This window comes from Vagococcus carniphilus (assembly GCF_014397115.1).
GTDB lineage: Bacteria > Bacillota > Bacilli > Lactobacillales > Vagococcaceae > Vagococcus > Vagococcus carniphilus.
On record NZ_CP060720.1, the window covers coordinates 1 to 19,744 of the forward strand.

A 19,744-nucleotide genomic window follows, 5' to 3' on the forward strand; every position below is an offset into this window, starting at 1 on the left:
CCCTTCCATGCGGAACCACCGGATCACTAAGCCGACTTTTCGTCCCTGCTCGAGTTGTAGCTCTCGCAGTCAAGCTCCCTTCTGCCTTTGCACTCTACGAATGATTTCCAACCATTCTGAGGGAACCTTTGGGCGCCTCCGTTACATTTTAGGAGGCGACCGCCCCAGTCAAACTGTCCATCTGACACTGTCTCCCGCCACGATAAGTGGCGCGGGGTTAGAATGGTCATAACACAAGGGTAGTATCCACCAATGCCTCCCTCGAGACTAGCGTCCCGAGCTCTACGGCTCCTACCTATCCTGTACATGTGTCACAAACATTCAATATCAAACTACAGTAAAGCTCCATGGGGTCTTTCCGTCCTGTCGCGGGTAACCTGCATCTTCACAGGTACTAAAATTTCACCGAGTCTCTCGTTGAGACAGTGCCCAAATCGTTACGCCTTTCGTGCGGGTCGGAACTTACCCGACAAGGAATTTCGCTACCTTAGGACCGTTATAGTTACGGCCGCCGTTTACTGGGGCTTCAATTCTGAGCTTCGCTATTGCTAACCCATCCTCTTAACCTTCCAGCACCGGGCAGGCGTCAGCCCCTATACGTCATCTTTCGATTTTGCAGAGACCTGTGTTTTTGATAAACAGTCGCTTGGGCCTATTCACTGCGGCTGAACTTGCGTTCAGCACCCCTTCTCCCTAAGTTACGGGGTCATTTTGCCGAGTTCCTTAACGAGAGTTCTCTCGCTCACCTTAGGATTCTCTCCTCGACTACCTGTGTCGGTTTGCGGTACGGGCCGTTTGTTTCTAACTAGAAGCTTTTCTTGGCAGTGTGATATTAAGACTTCGGTACTAAATTTCCCTCCTCATCACAACTTGTCCTTAGAGATAAAAGCATTTGACTCTTATCAAGACTTATTGCTTGAACGCACATATCCAACAGTGCGAACTTGTAACCTACTGCGTCCCTCCATTGTTCAAACAAAACAAACGGGTACAGGAATCTCAACCTGTTATCCATCGCCTACGCCTATCGGCCTCGGCTTAGGTCCCGACTAACCCTGGAGGACGAGCCTTCCCCAGGAAACCTTAGTCATTCGGTGGACAGGATTCTCACCTGTCTTTCGCTACTCATACCGGCATTCTCACTTCTAAGCGCTCCACCAGTCCTTACGATCTAGCTTCGACGCCCTTAGAACGCTCTCCTACCATAGAACCAAAAGGTTCTATCCACAGCTTCGGTAATATGTTTAGCCCCGGTACATTTTCGGCGCAAGGGCACTCGACTAGTGAGCTATTACGCACTCTTTAAATGATGGCTGCTTCTGAGCCAACATCCTAGTTGTTTGTGCACCCTCACATCCTTTTCCACTTAACATATATTTGGGGACCTTAGCTGGTGGTCTGGGCTGTTTCCCTTTCGACAATGGATCTTATCACTCACTGTCTGACTCCCGGACATAAATGAATGGCATTCGGAGTTTATCTGAATTCGGTAACCCAAGACGGGCCCCTAGTCCAAACAGTGCTCTACCTCCATCATTCTTAATTCCGAGGCTAGCCCTAAAGCTATTTCGGAGAGAACCAGCTATCTCCAAGTTCGTTTGGAATTTCTCCGCTACCCACACCTCATCCCCGCACTTTTCAACGTACGTGGGTTCGGTCCTCCAGTGCGTTTTACCGCACCTTCAACCTGGACATGGGTAGGTCACATGGTTTCGGGTCTACGACTACATACTCACTCGCCCTATTCAGACTCGCTTTCGCTACGGCTCCGCTTCTTCAGCTTAACCTCGCATGCAATCGTAACTCGCCGGTTCATTCTGCAAAAGGCACGCCATCACCCATTAACGGGCTCTGACTTGTTGTAGGCACACGGTTTCAGGTTCTATTTCACTCCCCTTCCGGGGTGCTTTTCACCTTTCCCTCACGGTACTGGTTCACTATCGGTCACTAGAGAGTATTTAGCCTTGGGAGATGGTCCTCCCGGATTCCGACGGAATTTCTCGTGTTCCGCCGTACTCAGGATACTCATAGGTGTGTTGTCGATTTCGTCTACGGGGCTTTTACCCGCTCCGGCTGATCTTTCCAGATCGATTCAACTATCCACAACAGCTACCACAGCTGAGTCCTACAACCCCAAGAAGCAAGCTTCTTGGTTTGGGCTGTTTCCGTTTCGCTCGCCGCTACTAAGGAAATCGAATTTTCTTTCTCTTCCTGCAGGTACTTAGATGTTTCAGTTCTCTGCGTCTACCTCTAACAAGCTATGTATTCACTTGAAAGTAACATCCTATAAAAGATGCTGGGTTCCCCATTCGGAAATCTCTGGATCATAGCTTACTTACAGCTCCCCAAAGCATATCGGAGTTAGTCCCGTCCTTCATCGGCTTCTAGTGCCAAGGCATCCACCGTGCGCCCTTATTCACTTAACCTTTTCTAACTATATATGAGTTAGATGTTTCTGATTTTACTTAAATAGCGATATTCAAGTAAAACTATTTATGTATCACAATTTTACTAATAAAACTGATCAACTCGGTGTGTTAAAAATTAATGTTGATGTCTAACTTCAACTATCCAGTTTTCAATGAACAATTCGTTTGAGAGTAAACCTCTCAAAACTGAACAAAGTAAGTACCAATGTGTTTTCCGTAATATTCCTTAGAAAGGAGGTGATCCAGCCGCACCTTCCGATACGGCTACCTTGTTACGACTTCACCCCAATCATCTATCCCACCTTAGGCGGCTGGCTCCAAAAGGTTACCTCACCGACTTTGGGTGTTACAAACTCTCGTGGTGTGACGGGCGGTGTGTACAAGGCCCGGGAACGTATTCACCGTGGCGTGCTGATCCACGATTACTAGCGATTCCGGCTTCATGTAGGCGAGTTGCAGCCTACAATCCGAACTGAGAACGGCTTTAAGAGATTAGCTAAACCTCGCGGTCTTGCGACTCATTGTACCGTCCATTGTAGCACGTGTGTAGCCCAGGTCATAAGGGGCATGATGATTTGACGTCATCCCCACCTTCCTCCGGTTTGTCACCGGCAGTCTCGCTAGAGTGCCCAACTGAATGATGGCAACTAACAATAAGGGTTGCGCTCGTTGCGGGACTTAACCCAACATCTCACGACACGAGCTGACGACAACCATGCACCACCTGTCACTTTGTCCCCGAAGGGAAAGCTCTATCTCTAGAGTGGTCAAAGGATGTCAAGACCTGGTAAGGTTCTTCGCGTTGCTTCGAATTAAACCACATGCTCCACCGCTTGTGCGGGCCCCCGTCAATTCCTTTGAGTTTCAGCCTTGCGGCCGTACTCCCCAGGCGGAGTGCTTAATGCGTTAACTGCAGCACTGAAGGGCGGAAACCCTCCAACACTTAGCACTCATCGTTTACGGCGTGGACTACCAGGGTATCTAATCCTGTTTGCTCCCACGCTTTCGAGCCTCAGCGTCAGTTACAGACCAGAGAGTCGCCTTCGCCACTGGTGTTCCTCCATATATCTACGCATTTCACCGCTACACATGGAATTCCACTCTCCTCTTCTGCACTCAAGTTCCCCAGTTTCCAATGACCTTCCTCGGTTGAGCCGAGGGCTTTCACATCAGACTTAAGAAACCGCCTGCGCTCGCTTTACGCCCAATAAATCCGGACAACGCTTGCCACCTACGTATTACCGCGGCTGCTGGCACGTAGTTAGCCGTGGCTTTCTGGTTAGATACCGTCAAGGTGAGAACAGTAACTCTCTCACTTGTTCTTCTCTAACAACAGAGTTTTACGATCCGAAAACCTTCTTCACTCACGCGGCGTTGCTCGGTCAGACTTTCGTCCATTGCCGAAGATTCCCTACTGCTGCCTCCCGTAGGAGTCTGGGCCGTGTCTCAGTCCCAGTGTGGCCGATCACCCTCTCAGGTCGGCTATGCATCATGGTCTTGGTAGGCCGTTACCCCACCAACTAACTAATGCAGCGCGGGCCCATCCAACAGTGACACCGAAGCGTCTTTTATTATTCTTCCATGCGGAAAAACAAATTATGCGGTATTAGCACCTGTTTCCAAGTGTTATCCCCCTCTGTTGGGCAGGTTGCCCACGTGTTACTCACCCGTCCGCCACTCTTTGATTTTCGGTGGAGCGAGCTCCGGTGAAAATCAAAGCGTTCGACTTGCATGTATTAGGCACGCCGCCAGCGTTCGTCCTGAGCCAGGATCAAACTCTCAATAAAAGTTGATTAACATCTTGCGATGTTTAGCTCATTAATTTTAAAACTTGCTAGCGAATGTTATTCACTAAATATGGTTTGTTTTTACTAGAAGTAAAAACGCCCTACACATTTGGTTTGTCTTACTTTGTTCAGTTTTCAAAGGTCTAATCTGTGTTGCCTTAACAACTTTTATATCATACCAAGTTGTCAGAATTTTGTCAACACTTTTTAAAAAGTTTTTCTAAAGTTTTTTATTTAGAAAATCGGGAAGACAGGATTCGAACCTGCGACCCCTTGGTCCCAAACCAAGTGCTCTACCAAGCTGAGCTACTTCCCGTATCACTTTTAAACGCGCCCAAGAGGAGTCGAACCCCTAACCTTCTGATCCGTAGTCAGACACTCTATCCAATTGAGCTATGGGCGCTTAAATATATATAACAATGCCGAGGACCGGAATCGAACCGGTACGGAGATCACTCTCCGCAGGATTTTAAGTCCTGTGCGTCTGCCAGTTCCGCCACCCCGGCTGAAACTTAAAAGAGCGGAAGACGGGGTTCGAACCCGCGACCCCCACCTTGGCAAGGTGATGTTCTACCACTGAACTACTTCCGCTTAAAGAAGTGCCGGCTAAAGGACTTGAACCCTCGACCCTCTGATTACAAATCAGATGCTCTACCAACTGAGCTAAGCCGGCGCATGTTTATGCATAAAAAAAATGACCCGTACTGGGCTCGAACCAGTGACCCTCTGATTAAAAGTCAGATGCTCTACCAACTGAGCTAACGAGTCTTTTTAAAATGGAGGTTAACGGGATCGAACCGCTGACCCCCTGCTTGTAAGGCAGGTGCTCTCCCAGCTGAGCTAAACCTCCAAATAAAAACGCAAATAGCATGGCGACGTCCTACTCTCACAAAGGGAAACCCTTCACTACCCTCGGCGCTAAGAAGCTTAACTTCTGTGTTCGGCATGGGAACAGGTGTATCCTTCTTGCCATCGTCACCACACTTACGTGCGTTATATTATATTGAGTGATTATTCACTCAAAACTGGATGTTTTAGTTATATTCAACATTGTCACCGATATTTTGGTTAAGTCCTCGACCGATTAGTACTAGTCCGCTCCGTACATCGCTGCACTTCCACTCCTAGCCTATCTACCTGATCATCTTTCAGGGGTCTTACTTTCTTAAAGAAATGGGAAATCTCATCTTGAGGGGGGCTTCACGCTTAGATGCTTTCAGCGTTTATCCCGTCCATACATAGCTACCCAGCAATGCCCTTGGCAGAACAACTGGTACACCAGAGGTATGTCCATCCCGGTCCTCTCGTACTAAGGACAGCTCCTCTCAAATTTCCAACGCCCGCGACGGATAGGGACCGAACTGTCTCACGACGTTCTGAACCCAGCTCGCGTGCCGCTTTAATGGGCGAACAGCCCAACCCTTGGGACCGACTACAGCCCCAGGATGCGACGAGCCGACATCGAGGTGCCAAACCTCCCCGTCGATGTGAACTCTTGGGGGAGATAAGCCTGTTATCCCCAGGGTAGCTTTTATCCGTTGAGCGATGGCCCTTCCATGCGGAACCACCGGATCACTAAGCCCGACTTTCGTCCCTGCTCGAGTTGTAGCTCTCGCAGTCAAGCTCCCTTCTGCCTTTGCACTCTACGAATGATTTCCAACCATTCTGAGGGAACCTTTGGGCGCCTCCGTTACATTTTAGGAGGCGACCGCCCCAGTCAAACTGTCCATCTGACACTGTCTCCCGCCACGATAAGTGGCGCGGGTTAGAATGGTCATAACACAAGGGTAGTATCCCACCAATGCCTCCCTCGAGACTAGCGTCCCGAGCTCTACGGCTCCTACCTATCCTGTACATGTGTCACAAACATTCAATATCAAACTACAGTAAAGCTCCATGGGGTCTTTCCGTCCTGTCGCGGGTAACCTGCATCTTCACAGGTACTAAAATTTCACCGAGTCTCTCGTTGAGACAGTGCCCAAATCGTTACGCCTTTCGTGCGGGTCGGAACTTACCCGACAAGGAATTTCGCTACCTTAGGACCGTTATAGTTACGGCCGCCGTTTACTGGGGCTTCAATTCTGAGCTTCGCTATTGCTAACCCATCCTCTTAACCTTCCAGCACCGGGCAGGCGTCAGCCCCTATACGTCATCTTTCGATTTTGCAGAGACCTGTGTTTTTGATAAACAGTCGCTTGGGCCTATTCACTGCGGCTGAACTTGCGTTCAGCACCCCTTCTCCCTAAGTTACGGGGTCATTTTGCCGAGTTCCTTAACGAGAGTTCTCTCGCTCACCTTAGGATTCTCTCCTCGACTACCTGTGTCGGTTTGCGGTACGGGCCGTTTGTTTCTAACTAGAAGCTTTTCTTGGCAGTGTGATATTAAGACTTCGGTACTAAATTTCCCTCCTCATCACAACTTGTCCTTAGAGATAAAAGCATTTGACTCTTATCAAGACTTATTGCTTGAACGCACATATCCAACAGTGCGAACTTGTAACCTACTGCGTCCCTCCATTGTTCAAACAAAACAAACGGGTACAGGAATCTCAACCTGTTATCCATCGCCTACGCCTATCGGCCTCGGCTTAGGTCCCGACTAACCCTGGGAGGACGAGCCTTCCCCAGGAAACCTTAGTCATTCGGTGGACAGGATTCTCACCTGTCTTTCGCTACTCATACCGGCATTCTCACTTCTAAGCGCTCCACCAGTCCTTACGATCTAGCTTCGACGCCCTTAGAACGCTCTCCTACCATAGAACCAAAAGGTTCTATCCACAGCTTCGGTAATATGTTTAGCCCCGGTACATTTTCGGCGCAAGGGCACTCGACTAGTGAGCTATTACGCACTCTTTAAATGATGGCTGCTTCTGAGCCAACATCCTAGTTGTTTGTGCACCCTCACATCCTTTTCCACTTAACATATATTTGGGGACCTTAGCTGGTGGTCTGGGCTGTTTCCCTTTCGACAATGGATCTTATCACTCACTGTCTGACTCCCGGACATAAATGAATGGCATTCGGAGTTTATCTGAATTCGGTAACCCAAGACGGGCCCCTAGTCCAAACAGTGCTCTACCTCCATCATTCTTAATTCCGAGGCTAGCCCTAAAGCTATTTCGGAGAGAACCAGCTATCTCCAAGTTCGTTTGGAATTTCTCCGCTACCCACACCTCATCCCCGCACTTTTCAACGTACGTGGGTTCGGTCCTCCAGTGCGTTTTACCGCACCTTCAACCTGGACATGGGTAGGTCACATGGTTTCGGGTCTACGACTACATACTCACTCGCCCTATTCAGACTCGCTTTCGCTACGGCTCCGCTTCTTCAGCTTAACCTCGCATGCAATCGTAACTCGCCGGTTCATTCTGCAAAAGGCACGCCATCACCCATTAACGGGCTCTGACTTGTTGTAGGCACACGGTTTCAGGTTCTATTTCACTCCCCTTCCGGGGTGCTTTTCACCTTTCCCTCACGGTACTGGTTCACTATCGGTCACTAGAGAGTATTTAGCCTTGGGAGATGGTCCTCCCGGATTCCGACGGAATTTCTCGTGTTCCGCCGTACTCAGGATACTCATAGGTGTGTTGTCGATTTCGTCTACGGGGCTTTTACCCGCTCCGGCTGATCTTTCCAGATCGATTCAACTATCCACAACAGCTACCACAGCTGAGTCCTACAACCCCAAGAAGCAAGCTTCTTGGTTTGGGCTGTTTCCGTTTCGCTCGCCGCTACTAAGGAAATCGAATTTTCTTTCTCTTCCTGCAGGTACTTAGATGTTTCAGTTCTCTGCGTCTACCTCTAACAAGCTATGTATTCACTTGAAAGTAACATCCTATAAAAGATGCTGGGTTCCCCCATTCGGAAATCTCTGGATCATAGCTTACTTACAGCTCCCCAAAGCATATCGGAGTTAGTCCCGTCCTTCATCGGCTTCTAGTGCCAAGGCATCCACCGTGCGCCCTTATTCACTTAACCTTTTCTAACTATATATGAGTTAGATGTTTCTGATTTTACTTAAATAGCGATATTCAAGTAAAACTATTTATGTATCACAATTTTACTAATAAAACTGATCAACTCGGTGTGTTAAAAATTAATGTTGATGTCTAACTTCAACTATCCAGTTTTCAATGAACAATTCGTTTGAGAGTAAACCTCTCAAAACTGAACAAAGTAAGTACCAATGTGTTTTCCGTAATATTCCTTAGAAAGGAGGTGATCCAGCCGCACCTTCCGATACGGCTACCTTGTTACGACTTCACCCCAATCATCTATCCCACCTTAGGCGGCTGGCTCCAAAAGGTTACCTCACCGACTTTGGGTGTTACAAACTCTCGTGGTGTGACGGGCGGTGTGTACAAGGCCCGGGAACGTATTCACCGTGGCGTGCTGATCCACGATTACTAGCGATTCCGGCTTCATGTAGGCGAGTTGCAGCCTACAATCCGAACTGAGAACGGCTTTAAGAGATTAGCTAAACCTCGCGGTCTTGCGACTCATTGTACCGTCCATTGTAGCACGTGTGTAGCCCAGGTCATAAGGGGCATGATGATTTGACGTCATCCCCACCTTCCTCCGGTTTGTCACCGGCAGTCTCGCTAGAGTGCCCAACTGAATGATGGCAACTAACAATAAGGGTTGCGCTCGTTGCGGGACTTAACCCAACATCTCACGACACGAGCTGACGACAACCATGCACCACCTGTCACTTTGTCCCCGAAGGGAAAGCTCTATCTCTAGAGTGGTCAAAGGATGTCAAGACCTGGTAAGGTTCTTCGCGTTGCTTCGAATTAAACCACATGCTCCACCGCTTGTGCGGGCCCCCGTCAATTCCTTTGAGTTTCAGCCTTGCGGCCGTACTCCCCAGGCGGAGTGCTTAATGCGTTAACTGCAGCACTGAAGGGCGGAAACCCTCCAACACTTAGCACTCATCGTTTACGGCGTGGACTACCAGGGTATCTAATCCTGTTTGCTCCCCACGCTTTCGAGCCTCAGCGTCAGTTACAGACCAGAGAGTCGCCTTCGCCACTGGTGTTCCTCCATATATCTACGCATTTCACCGCTACACATGGAATTCCACTCTCCTCTTCTGCACTCAAGTTCCCCAGTTTCCAATGACCTTCCTCGGTTGAGCCGAGGGCTTTCACATCAGACTTAAGAAACCGCCTGCGCTCGCTTTACGCCCAATAAATCCGGACAACGCTTGCCACCTACGTATTACCGCGGCTGCTGGCACGTAGTTAGCCGTGGCTTTCTGGTTAGATACCGTCAAGGTGAGAACAGTAACTCTCTCACTTGTTCTTCTCTAACAACAGAGTTTTACGATCCGAAAACCTTCTTCACTCACGCGGCGTTGCTCGGTCAGACTTTCGTCCATTGCCGAAGATTCCCTACTGCTGCCTCCCGTAGGAGTCTGGGCCGTGTCTCAGTCCCAGTGTGGCCGATCACCCTCTCAGGTCGGCTATGCATCATGGTCTTGGTAGGCCGTTACCCCACCAACTAACTAATGCAGCGCGGGCCCATCCAACAGTGACACCGAAGCGTCTTTTATTATTCTTCCATGCGGAAAAACAAATTATGCGGTATTAGCACCTGTTTCCAAGTGTTATCCCCCTCTGTTGGGCAGGTTGCCCACGTGTTACTCACCCGTCCGCCACTCTTTGATTTTCGGTGGAGCGAGCTCCGGTGAAAATCAAAGCGTTCGACTTGCATGTATTAGGCACGCCGCCAGCGTTCGTCCTGAGCCAGGATCAAACTCTCAATAAAAGTTGATTAACATCTTGCGATGTTTAGCTCATTAATTTTAAAACTTGCTAGCGAATGTTATTCACTAAATATGGTTTGTTTTTACTAGAAGTAAAAACGCCCTACACATTTGGTTTGTCTTACTTTGTTCAGTTTTCAAAGGTCTAATCTGTGTTGCCTTAACAACTTTTATATCATACCAAGTTGTCAGAATTTTGTCAACACTTTTTAAAAAGTTTTTCTAAAGTTTTTTATTTAGAAAATCGGGAAGACAGGATTCGAACCTGCGACCCCTTGGTCCCAAACCAAGTGCTCTACCAAGCTGAGCTACTTCCCGTATCACTTTTAAACGCGCCCAAGAGGAGTCGAACCCCTAACCTTCTGATCCGTAGTCAGACACTCTATCCAATTGAGCTATGGGCGCTTAAATATATATAACAATGCCGAGGACCGGAATCGAACCGGTACGGAGATCACTCTCCGCAGGATTTTAAGTCCTGTGCGTCTGCCAGTTCCGCCACCCCGGCTGAAACTTAAAAGAGCGGAAGACGGGGTTCGAACCCGCGACCCCCACCTTGGCAAGGTGATGTTCTACCACTGAACTACTTCCGCTTAAAGAAGTGCCGGCTAAAGGACTTGAACCCTCGACCCTCTGATTACAAATCAGATGCTCTACCAACTGAGCTAAGCCGGCGCATGTTTATGCATAAAAAAAATGACCCGTACTGGGCTCGAACCAGTGACCCTCTGATTAAAAGTCAGATGCTCTACCAACTGAGCTAACGAGTCTTTTTAAAATGGAGGTTAACGGGATCGAACCGCTGACCCCCTGCTTGTAAGGCAGGTGCTCTCCCAGCTGAGCTAAACCTCCAAATAAAAACGCAAATAGCATGGCGACGTCCTACTCTCACAAAGGGAAACCCTTCACTACCCTCGGCGCTAAGAAGCTTAACTTCTGTGTTCGGCATGGGAACAGGTGTATCCTTCTTGCCATCGTCACCACACTTACGTGCGTTATATTATATTGAGTGATTATTCACTCAAAACTGGATGTTTTAGTTATATTCAACATTGTCACCGATATTTTGGTTAAGTCCTCGACCGATTAGTACTAGTCCGCTCCGTACATCGCTGCACTTCCACTCCTAGCCTATCTACCTGATCATCTTTCAGGGGTCTTACTTTCTTAAAGAAATGGGAAATCTCATCTTGAGGGGGGCTTCACGCTTAGATGCTTTCAGCGTTTATCCCGTCCATACATAGCTACCCAGCAATGCCCTTGGCAGAACAACTGGTACACCAGAGGTATGTCCATCCCGGTCCTCTCGTACTAAGGACAGCTCCTCTCAAATTTCCAACGCCCGCGACGGATAGGGACCGAACTGTCTCACGACGTTCTGAACCCAGCTCGCGTGCCGCTTTAATGGGCGAACAGCCCAACCCTTGGGACCGACTACAGCCCCAGGATGCGACGAGCCGACATCGAGGTGCCAAACCTCCCCGTCGATGTGAACTCTTGGGGGAGATAAGCCTGTTATCCCCAGGGTAGCTTTTATCCGTTGAGCGATGGCCCTTCCATGCGGAACCACCGGATCACTAAGCCCGACTTTCGTCCCTGCTCGAGTTGTAGCTCTCGCAGTCAAGCTCCCTTCTGCCTTTGCACTCTACGAATGATTTCCAACCATTCTGAGGGAACCTTTGGGCGCCTCCGTTACATTTTAGGAGGCGACCGCCCCAGTCAAACTGTCCATCTGACACTGTCTCCCGCCACGATAAGTGGCGCGGGTTAGAATGGTCATAACACAAGGGTAGTATCCCACCAATGCCTCCCTCGAGACTAGCGTCCCGAGCTCTACGGCTCCTACCTATCCTGTACATGTGTCACAAACATTCAATATCAAACTACAGTAAAGCTCCATGGGGTCTTTCCGTCCTGTCGCGGGTAACCTGCATCTTCACAGGTACTAAAATTTCACCGAGTCTCTCGTTGAGACAGTGCCCAAATCGTTACGCCTTTCGTGCGGGTCGGAACTTACCCGACAAGGAATTTCGCTACCTTAGGACCGTTATAGTTACGGCCGCCGTTTACTGGGGCTTCAATTCTGAGCTTCGCTATTGCTAACCCATCCTCTTAACCTTCCAGCACCGGGCAGGCGTCAGCCCCTATACGTCATCTTTCGATTTTGCAGAGACCTGTGTTTTTGATAAACAGTCGCTTGGGCCTATTCACTGCGGCTGAACTTGCGTTCAGCACCCCTTCTCCCTAAGTTACGGGGTCATTTTGCCGAGTTCCTTAACGAGAGTTCTCTCGCTCACCTTAGGATTCTCTCCTCGACTACCTGTGTCGGTTTGCGGTACGGGCCGTTTGTTTCTAACTAGAAGCTTTTCTTGGCAGTGTGATATTAAGACTTCGGTACTAAATTTCCCTCCTCATCACAACTTGTCCTTAGAGATAAAAGCATTTGACTCTTATCAAGACTTATTGCTTGAACGCACATATCCAACAGTGCGAACTTGTAACCTACTGCGTCCCTCCATTGTTCAAACAAAACAAACGGGTACAGGAATCTCAACCTGTTATCCATCGCCTACGCCTATCGGCCTCGGCTTAGGTCCCGACTAACCCTGGGAGGACGAGCCTTCCCCAGGAAACCTTAGTCATTCGGTGGACAGGATTCTCACCTGTCTTTCGCTACTCATACCGGCATTCTCACTTCTAAGCGCTCCACCAGTCCTTACGATCTAGCTTCGACGCCCTTAGAACGCTCTCCTACCATAGAACCAAAAGGTTCTATCCACAGCTTCGGTAATATGTTTAGCCCCGATACATTTTCGGCGCAAGGGCACTCGACTAGTGAGCTATTACGCACTCTTTAAATGATGGCTGCTTCTGAGCCAACATCCTAGTTGTTTGTGCACCCTCACATCCTTTTCCACTTAACATATATTTGGGGACCTTAGCTGGTGGTCTGGGCTGTTTCCCTTTCGACAATGGATCTTATCACTCACTGTCTGACTCCCGGACATAAATGAATGGCATTCGGAGTTTATCTGAATTCGGTAACCCAAGACGGGCCCCTAGTCCAAACAGTGCTCTACCTCCATCATTCTTAATTCCGAGGCTAGCCCTAAAGCTATTTCGGAGAGAACCAGCTATCTCCAAGTTCGTTTGGAATTTCTCCGCTACCCACACCTCATCCCCGCACTTTTCAACGTACGTGGGTTCGGTCCTCCAGTGCGTTTTACCGCACCTTCAACCTGGACATGGGTAGGTCACATGGTTTCGGGTCTACGACTACATACTCACTCGCCCTATTCAGACTCGCTTTCGCTACGGCTCCGCTTCTTCAGCTTAACCTCGCATGCAATCGTAACTCGCCGGTTCATTCTGCAAAAGGCACGCCATCACCCATTAACGGGCTCTGACTTGTTGTAGGCACACGGTTTCAGGTTCTATTTCACTCCCCTTCCGGGGTGCTTTTCACCTTTCCCTCACGGTACTGGTTCACTATCGGTCACTAGAGAGTATTTAGCCTTGGGAGATGGTCCTCCCGGATTCCGACGGAATTTCTCGTGTTCCGCCGTACTCAGGATACTCATAGGTGTGTTGTCGATTTCGTCTACGGGGCTTTTACCCGCTCCGGCTGATCTTTCCAGATCGATTCAACTATCCACAACAGCTACCACAGCTGAGTCCTACAACCCCAAGAAGCAAGCTTCTTGGTTTGGGCTGTTTCCGTTTCGCTCGCCGCTACTAAGGAAATCGAATTTTCTTTCTCTTCCTGCAGGTACTTAGATGTTTCAGTTCTCTGCGTCTACCTCTAACAAGCTATGTATTCACTTGAAAGTAACATCCTATAAAAGATGCTGGGTTCCCCCATTCGGAAATCTCTGGATCATAGCTTACTTACAGCTCCCCAAAGCATATCGGAGTTAGTCCCGTCCTTCATCGGCTTCTAGTGCCAAGGCATCCACCGTGCGCCCTTATTCACTTAACCTTTTCTAACTATATATGAGTTAGATGTTTCTGATTTTACTTAAATAGCGATATTCAAGTAAAACTATTTATGTATCACAATTTTACTAATAAAACTGATCAACTCGGTGTGTTAAAAATTAATGTTGATGTCTAACTTCAACTATCCAGTTTTCAATGAACAATTCGTTTGAGAGTAAACCTCTCAAAACTGAACAAAGTAAGTACCAATGTGTTTTCCGTAATATTCCTTAGAAAGGAGGTGATCCAGCCGCACCTTCCGATACGGCTACCTTGTTACGACTTCACCCCAATCATCTATCCCACCTTAGGCGGCTGGCTCCAAAAGGTTACCTCACCGACTTTGGGTGTTACAAACTCTCGTGGTGTGACGGGCGGTGTGTACAAGGCCCGGGAACGTATTCACCGTGGCGTGCTGATCCACGATTACTAGCGATTCCGGCTTCATGTAGGCGAGTTGCAGCCTACAATCCGAACTGAGAACGGCTTTAAGAGATTAGCTAAACCTCGCGGTCTTGCGACTCATTGTACCGTCCATTGTAGCACGTGTGTAGCCCAGGTCATAAGGGGCATGATGATTTGACGTCATCCCCACCTTCCTCCGGTTTGTCACCGGCAGTCTCGCTAGAGTGCCCAACTGAATGATGGCAACTAACAATAAGGGTTGCGCTCGTTGCGGGACTTAACCCAACATCTCACGACACGAGCTGACGACAACCATGCACCACCTGTCACTTTGTCCCCGAAGGGAAAGCTCTATCTCTAGAGTGGTCAAAGGATGTCAAGACCTGGTAAGGTTCTTCGCGTTGCTTCGAATTAAACCACATGCTCCACCGCTTGTGCGGGCCCCCGTCAATTCCTTTGAGTTTCAGCCTTGCGGCCGTACTCCCCAGGCGGAGTGCTTAATGCGTTAACTGCAGCACTGAAGGGCGGAAACCCTCCAACACTTAGCACTCATCGTTTACGGCGTGGACTACCAGGGTATCTAATCCTGTTTGCTCCCCACGCTTTCGAGCCTCAGCGTCAGTTACAGACCAGAGAGTCGCCTTCGCCACTGGTGTTCCTCCATATATCTACGCATTTCACCGCTACACATGGAATTCCACTCTCCTCTTCTGCACTCAAGTTCCCCAGTTTCCAATGACCTTCCTCGGTTGAGCCGAGGGCTTTCACATCAGACTTAAGAAACCGCCTGCGCTCGCTTTACGCCCAATAAATCCGGACAACGCTTGCCACCTACGTATTACCGCGGCTGCTGGCACGTAGTTAGCCGTGGCTTTCTGGTTAGATACCGTCAAGGTGAGAACAGTAACTCTCTCACTTGTTCTTCTCTAACAACAGAGTTTTACGATCCGAAAACCTTCTTCACTCACGCGGCGTTGCTCGGTCAGACTTTCGTCCATTGCCGAAGATTCCCTACTGCTGCCTCCCGTAGGAGTCTGGGCCGTGTCTCAGTCCCAGTGTGGCCGATCACCCTCTCAGGTCGGCTATGCATCATGGTCTTGGTAGGCCGTTACCCCACCAACTAACTAATGCAGCGCGGGCCCATCCAACAGTGACACCGAAGCGTCTTTTATTATTCTTCCATGCGGAAAAACAAATTATGCGGTATTAGCACCTGTTTCCAAGTGTTATCCCCCTCTGTTGGGCAGGTTGCCCACGTGTTACTCACCCGTCCGCCACTCTTTGATTTTCGGTGGAGCGAGCTCCGGTGAAAATCAAAGCGTTCGACTTGCATGTATTAGGCACGCCGCCAGCGTTCGTCCTGAGCCAGGATCAAACTCTCAATAAAAGTTGATTAACATCTTGCGATGTTTAGCTCATTAATTTTAAAACTTGCTAGCGAATGTTATTCACTAAATATGGTTTGTTTTTACTAGAAGTAAAAACGCCCTACACATTTGGTTTGTCTTACTTTGTTCAGTTTTCAAAGGTCTAATCTGTGTTGCCTTAACAACTTTTATATCATACCAAGTTGTCAGAATTTTGTCAACACTTTTTAAAAAGTTTTTCTAAAGTTTTTTATTTAGAAAATCGGGAAGACAGGATTCGAACCTGCGACCCCTTGGTCCCAAACCAAGTGCTCTACCAAGCTGAGCTACTTCCCGTATCACTTTTAAACGCGCCCAAGAGGAGTCGAACCCCTAACCTTCTGATCCGTAGTCAGACACTCTATCCAATTGAGCTATGGGCGCTTAAATATATATAACAATGCCGAGGACCGGAATCGAACCGGTACGGAGATCACTCTCCGCAGGATTTTAAGTCCTGTGCGTCTGCCAGTTCCGCCACCCCGGCTGAAACTTAAAAGAGCGGAAGACGGGGTTCGAACCCGCGACCCCCACCTTGGCAAGGTGATGTTCTACCACTGAACTACTTCCGCTTAAAGAAGTGCCGGCTAAAGGACTTGAACCCTCGACCCTCTGATTACAAATCAGATGCTCTACCAACTGAGCTAAGCCGGCGCATGTTTATGCATAAAAAAAATGACCCGTACTGGGCTCGAACCAGTGACCCTCTGATTAAAAGTCAGATGCTCTACCAACTGAGCTAACGAGTCTTTTTAAAATGGAGGTTAACGGGATCGAACCGCTGACCCCCTGCTTGTAAGGCAGGTGCTCTCCCAGCTGAGCTAAACCTCCAAATAAAAACGCAAATAGCATGGCGACGTCCTACTCTCACAAAGGGAAACCCTTCACTACCCTCGGCGCTAAGAAGCTTAACTTCTGTGTTCGGCATGGGAACAGGTGTATCCTTCTTGCCATCGTCACCACACTTACGTGCGTTATATTATATTGAGTGATTATTCACTCAAAACTGGATGTTTTAGTTATATTCAACATTGTCACCGATATTTTGGTTAAGTCCTCGACCGATTAGTACTAGTCCGCTCCGTACATCGCTGCACTTCCACTCCTAGCCTATCTACCTGATCATCTTTCAGGGGTCTTACTTTCTTAAAGAAATGGGAAATCTCATCTTGAGGGGGGCTTCACGCTTAGATGCTTTCAGCGTTTATCCCGTCCATACATAGCTACCCAGCAATGCCCTTGGCAGAACAACTGGTACACCAGAGGTATGTCCATCCCGGTCCTCTCGTACTAAGGACAGCTCCTCTCAAATTTCCAACGCCCGCGACGGATAGGGACCGAACTGTCTCACGACGTTCTGAACCCAGCTCGCGTGCCGCTTTAATGGGCGAACAGCCCAACCCTTGGGACCGACTACAGCCCCAGGATGCGACGAGCCGACATCGAGGTGCCAAACCTCCCCGTCGATGTGAACTCTTGGGGGAGATAAGCCTGTTATCCCCAGGGTAGCTTTTATCCGTTGAGCGATGGCCCTTCCATGCGGAACCACCGGATCACTAAGCCCGACTTTCGTCCCTGCTCGAGTTGTAGCTCTCGCAGTCAAGCTCCCTTCTGCCTTTGCACTCTACGAATGATTTCCAACCATTCTGAGGGAACCTTTGGGCGCCTCCGTTACATTTTAGGAGGCGACCGCCCCAGTCAAACTGTCCATCTGACACTGTCTCCCGCCACGATAAGTGGCGCGGGTTAGAATGGTCATAACACAAGGGTAGTATCCCACCAATGCCTCCCTCGAGACTAGCGTCCCGAGCTCTACGGCTCCTACCTATCCTGTACATGTGTCACAAACATTCAATATCAAACTACAGTAAAGCTCCATGGGGTCTTTCCGTCCTGTCGCGGGTAACCTGCATCTTCACAGGTACTAAAATTTCACCGAGTCTCTCGTTGAGACAGTGCCCAAATCGTTACGCCTTTCGTGCGGGTCGGAACTTACCCGACAAGGAATTTCGCTACCTTAGGACCGTTATAGTTACGGCCGCCGTTTACTGGGGCTTCAATTCTGAGCTTCGCTATTGCTAACCCATCCTCTTAACCTTCCAGCACCGGGCAGGCGTCAGCCCCTATACGTCATCTTTCGATTTTGCAGAGACCTGTGTTTTTGATAAACAGTCGCTTGGGCCTATTCACTGCGGCTGAACTTGCGTTCAGCACCCCTTCTCCCTAAGTTACGGGGTCATTTTGCCGAGTTCCTTAACGAGAGTTCTCTCGCTCACCTTAGGATTCTCTCCTCGACTACCTGTGTCGGTTTGCGGTACGGGCCGTTTGTTTCTAACTAGAAGCTTTTCTTGGCAGTGTGATATTAAGACTTCGGTACTAAATTTCCCTCCTCATCACAACTTGTCCTTAGAGATAAAAGCATTTGACTCTTATCAAGACTTATTGCTTGAACGCACATATCCAACAGTGCGAACTTGTAACCTACTGCGTCCCTCCATTGTTCAAACAAAACAAACGGGTACAGGAATCTCAACCTGTTATCCATCGCCTACGCCTATCGGCCTCGGCTTAGGTCCCGACTAACCCTGGGAGGACGAGCCTTCCCCAGGAAACCTTAGTCATTCGGTGGACAGGATTCTCACCTGTCTTTCGCTACTCATACCGGCATTCTCACTTCTAAGCGCTCCACCAGTCCTTACGATCTAGCTTCGACGCCCTTAGAACGCTCTCCTACCATAGAACCAAAAGGTTCTATCCACAGCTTCGGTAATATGTTTAGCCCCGGTACATTTTCGGCGCAAGGGCACTCGACTAGTGAGCTATTACGCACTCTTTAAATGATGGCTGCTTCTGAGCCAACATCCTAGTTGTTTGTGCACCCTCACATCCTTTTCCACTTAACATATATTTGGGGACCTTAGCTGGTGGTCTGGGCTGTTTCCCTTTCGACAATGGATCTTATCACTCACTGTCTGACTCCCGGACATAAATGAATGGCATTCGGAGTTTATCTGAATTCGGTAACCCAAGACGGGCCCCTAGTCCAAACAGTGCTCTACCTCCATCATTCTTAATTCCGAGGCTAGCCCTAAAGCTATTTCGGAGAGAACCAGCTATCTCCAAGTTCGTTTGGAATTTCTCCGCTACCCACACCTCATCCCCGCACTTTTCAACGTACGTGGGTTCGGTCCTCCAGTGCGTTTTACCGCACCTTCAACCTGGACATGGGTAGGTCACATGGTTTCGGGTCTACGACTACATACTCACTCGCCCTATTCAGACTCGCTTTCGCTACGGCTCCGCTTCTTCAGCTTAACCTCGCATGCAATCGTAACTCGCCGGTTCATTCTGCAAAAGGCACGCCATCACCCATTAACGGGCTCTGACTTGTTGTAGGCACACGGTTTCAGGTTCTATTTCACTCCCCTTCCGGGGTGCTTTTCACCTTTCCCTCACGGTACTGGTTCACTATCGGTCACTAGAGAGTATTTAGCCTTGGGAGATGGTCCTCCCGGATTCCGACGGAATTTCTCGTGTTCCGCCGTACTCAGGATACTCATAGGTGTGTTGTCGATTTCGTCTACGGGGCTTTTACCCGCTCCGGCTGATCTTTCCAGATCGATTCAACTATCCACAACAGCTACCACAGCTGAGTCCTACAACCCCAAGAAGCAAGCTTCTTGGTTTGGGCTGTTTCCGTTTCGCTCGCCGCTACTAAGGAAATCGAATTTTCTTTCTCTTCCTGCAGGTACTTAGATGTTTCAGTTCTCTGCGTCTACCTCTAACAAGCTATGTATTCACTTGAAAGTAACATCCTATAAAAGATGCTGGGTTCCCCCATTCGGAAATCTCTGGATCATAGCTTACTTACAGCTCCCCAAAGCATATCGGAGTTAGTCCCGTCCTTCATCGGCTTCTAGTGCCAAGGCATCCACCGTGCGCCCTTATTCACTTAACCTTTTCTAACTATATA

Annotated in this window: 21 tRNA genes and 10 rRNA genes; all 31 read right to left on the reverse strand. The window is 48.9% G+C overall.

Annotated features, from left to right (window positions below):
• Positions 1-2,426 (reverse strand): 23S ribosomal RNA (locus tag H9L18_RS00005).
• A 233-nt stretch (positions 2,427-2,659) separates the two neighbouring features.
• Positions 2,660-4,216: ribosomal RNA gene (locus H9L18_RS00010) — 16S ribosomal RNA — on the reverse strand.
• 242 nt (positions 4,217-4,458) lie between these two features.
• Positions 4,459-4,532, reverse strand: a tRNA-Pro gene (locus tag H9L18_RS00015).
• A 13-nt stretch (positions 4,533-4,545) separates the two neighbouring features.
• A tRNA-Arg gene (locus H9L18_RS00020) sits at positions 4,546-4,619 on the reverse strand.
• Positions 4,620-4,636: 17 nt separating this feature from the next.
• Positions 4,637-4,722, reverse strand: a tRNA-Leu gene (locus H9L18_RS00025).
• Positions 4,723-4,735: 13 nt separating this feature from the next.
• Positions 4,736-4,807: transfer RNA gene (locus tag H9L18_RS00030), tRNA-Gly, on the reverse strand.
• A gap of 9 nt (positions 4,808-4,816) precedes the next feature.
• Positions 4,817-4,889, reverse strand: a tRNA-Thr gene (locus H9L18_RS00035).
• A 22-nt stretch (positions 4,890-4,911) separates the two neighbouring features.
• Positions 4,912-4,984: transfer RNA gene (locus H9L18_RS00040), tRNA-Lys, on the reverse strand.
• A 9-nt stretch (positions 4,985-4,993) separates the two neighbouring features.
• Positions 4,994-5,066 (reverse strand) — tRNA-Val (locus H9L18_RS00045).
• A 17-nt stretch (positions 5,067-5,083) separates the two neighbouring features.
• Positions 5,084-5,199: ribosomal RNA gene (rrf, locus tag H9L18_RS00050) — 5S ribosomal RNA — on the reverse strand.
• 81 nt (positions 5,200-5,280) lie between these two features.
• Positions 5,281-8,193: ribosomal RNA gene (locus tag H9L18_RS00055) — 23S ribosomal RNA — on the reverse strand.
• Between the two features lie 233 nt (positions 8,194-8,426).
• Positions 8,427-9,984, reverse strand: a 16S ribosomal RNA gene (locus H9L18_RS00060).
• A gap of 242 nt (positions 9,985-10,226) precedes the next feature.
• Positions 10,227-10,300 (reverse strand) — tRNA-Pro (locus H9L18_RS00065).
• A 13-nt stretch (positions 10,301-10,313) separates the two neighbouring features.
• Positions 10,314-10,387, reverse strand: a tRNA-Arg gene (locus tag H9L18_RS00070).
• A gap of 17 nt (positions 10,388-10,404) precedes the next feature.
• A tRNA-Leu gene (locus H9L18_RS00075) sits at positions 10,405-10,490 on the reverse strand.
• Between the two features lie 13 nt (positions 10,491-10,503).
• Positions 10,504-10,575, reverse strand: a tRNA-Gly gene (locus H9L18_RS00080).
• Between the two features lie 9 nt (positions 10,576-10,584).
• A tRNA-Thr gene (locus H9L18_RS00085) sits at positions 10,585-10,657 on the reverse strand.
• 22 nt (positions 10,658-10,679) lie between these two features.
• Positions 10,680-10,752: transfer RNA gene (locus tag H9L18_RS00090), tRNA-Lys, on the reverse strand.
• A 9-nt stretch (positions 10,753-10,761) separates the two neighbouring features.
• Positions 10,762-10,834 (reverse strand) — tRNA-Val (locus H9L18_RS00095).
• Positions 10,835-10,851: 17 nt separating this feature from the next.
• A 5S ribosomal RNA gene (gene rrf / locus H9L18_RS00100) occupies positions 10,852-10,967 on the reverse strand.
• 81 nt (positions 10,968-11,048) lie between these two features.
• A 23S ribosomal RNA gene (locus tag H9L18_RS00105) occupies positions 11,049-13,961 on the reverse strand.
• A 233-nt stretch (positions 13,962-14,194) separates the two neighbouring features.
• Positions 14,195-15,752, reverse strand: a 16S ribosomal RNA gene (locus H9L18_RS00110).
• A 242-nt stretch (positions 15,753-15,994) separates the two neighbouring features.
• Positions 15,995-16,068 (reverse strand) — tRNA-Pro (locus H9L18_RS00115).
• Positions 16,069-16,081: 13 nt separating this feature from the next.
• A tRNA-Arg gene (locus H9L18_RS00120) sits at positions 16,082-16,155 on the reverse strand.
• Between the two features lie 17 nt (positions 16,156-16,172).
• A tRNA-Leu gene (locus H9L18_RS00125) sits at positions 16,173-16,258 on the reverse strand.
• A gap of 13 nt (positions 16,259-16,271) precedes the next feature.
• Positions 16,272-16,343, reverse strand: a tRNA-Gly gene (locus H9L18_RS00130).
• A 9-nt stretch (positions 16,344-16,352) separates the two neighbouring features.
• Positions 16,353-16,425: transfer RNA gene (locus H9L18_RS00135), tRNA-Thr, on the reverse strand.
• A gap of 22 nt (positions 16,426-16,447) precedes the next feature.
• Positions 16,448-16,520: transfer RNA gene (locus H9L18_RS00140), tRNA-Lys, on the reverse strand.
• A gap of 9 nt (positions 16,521-16,529) precedes the next feature.
• Positions 16,530-16,602: transfer RNA gene (locus H9L18_RS00145), tRNA-Val, on the reverse strand.
• A 17-nt stretch (positions 16,603-16,619) separates the two neighbouring features.
• Positions 16,620-16,735 (reverse strand): 5S ribosomal RNA (rrf, locus tag H9L18_RS00150).
• An 81-nt stretch (positions 16,736-16,816) separates the two neighbouring features.
• Positions 16,817-19,729 (reverse strand): 23S ribosomal RNA (locus tag H9L18_RS00155).
• The 16S, 23S and 5S rRNA genes sit together here with 21 tRNA genes alongside, the layout of an rRNA operon.
• Positions 19,730-19,744 lie beyond the last annotated feature (15 nt).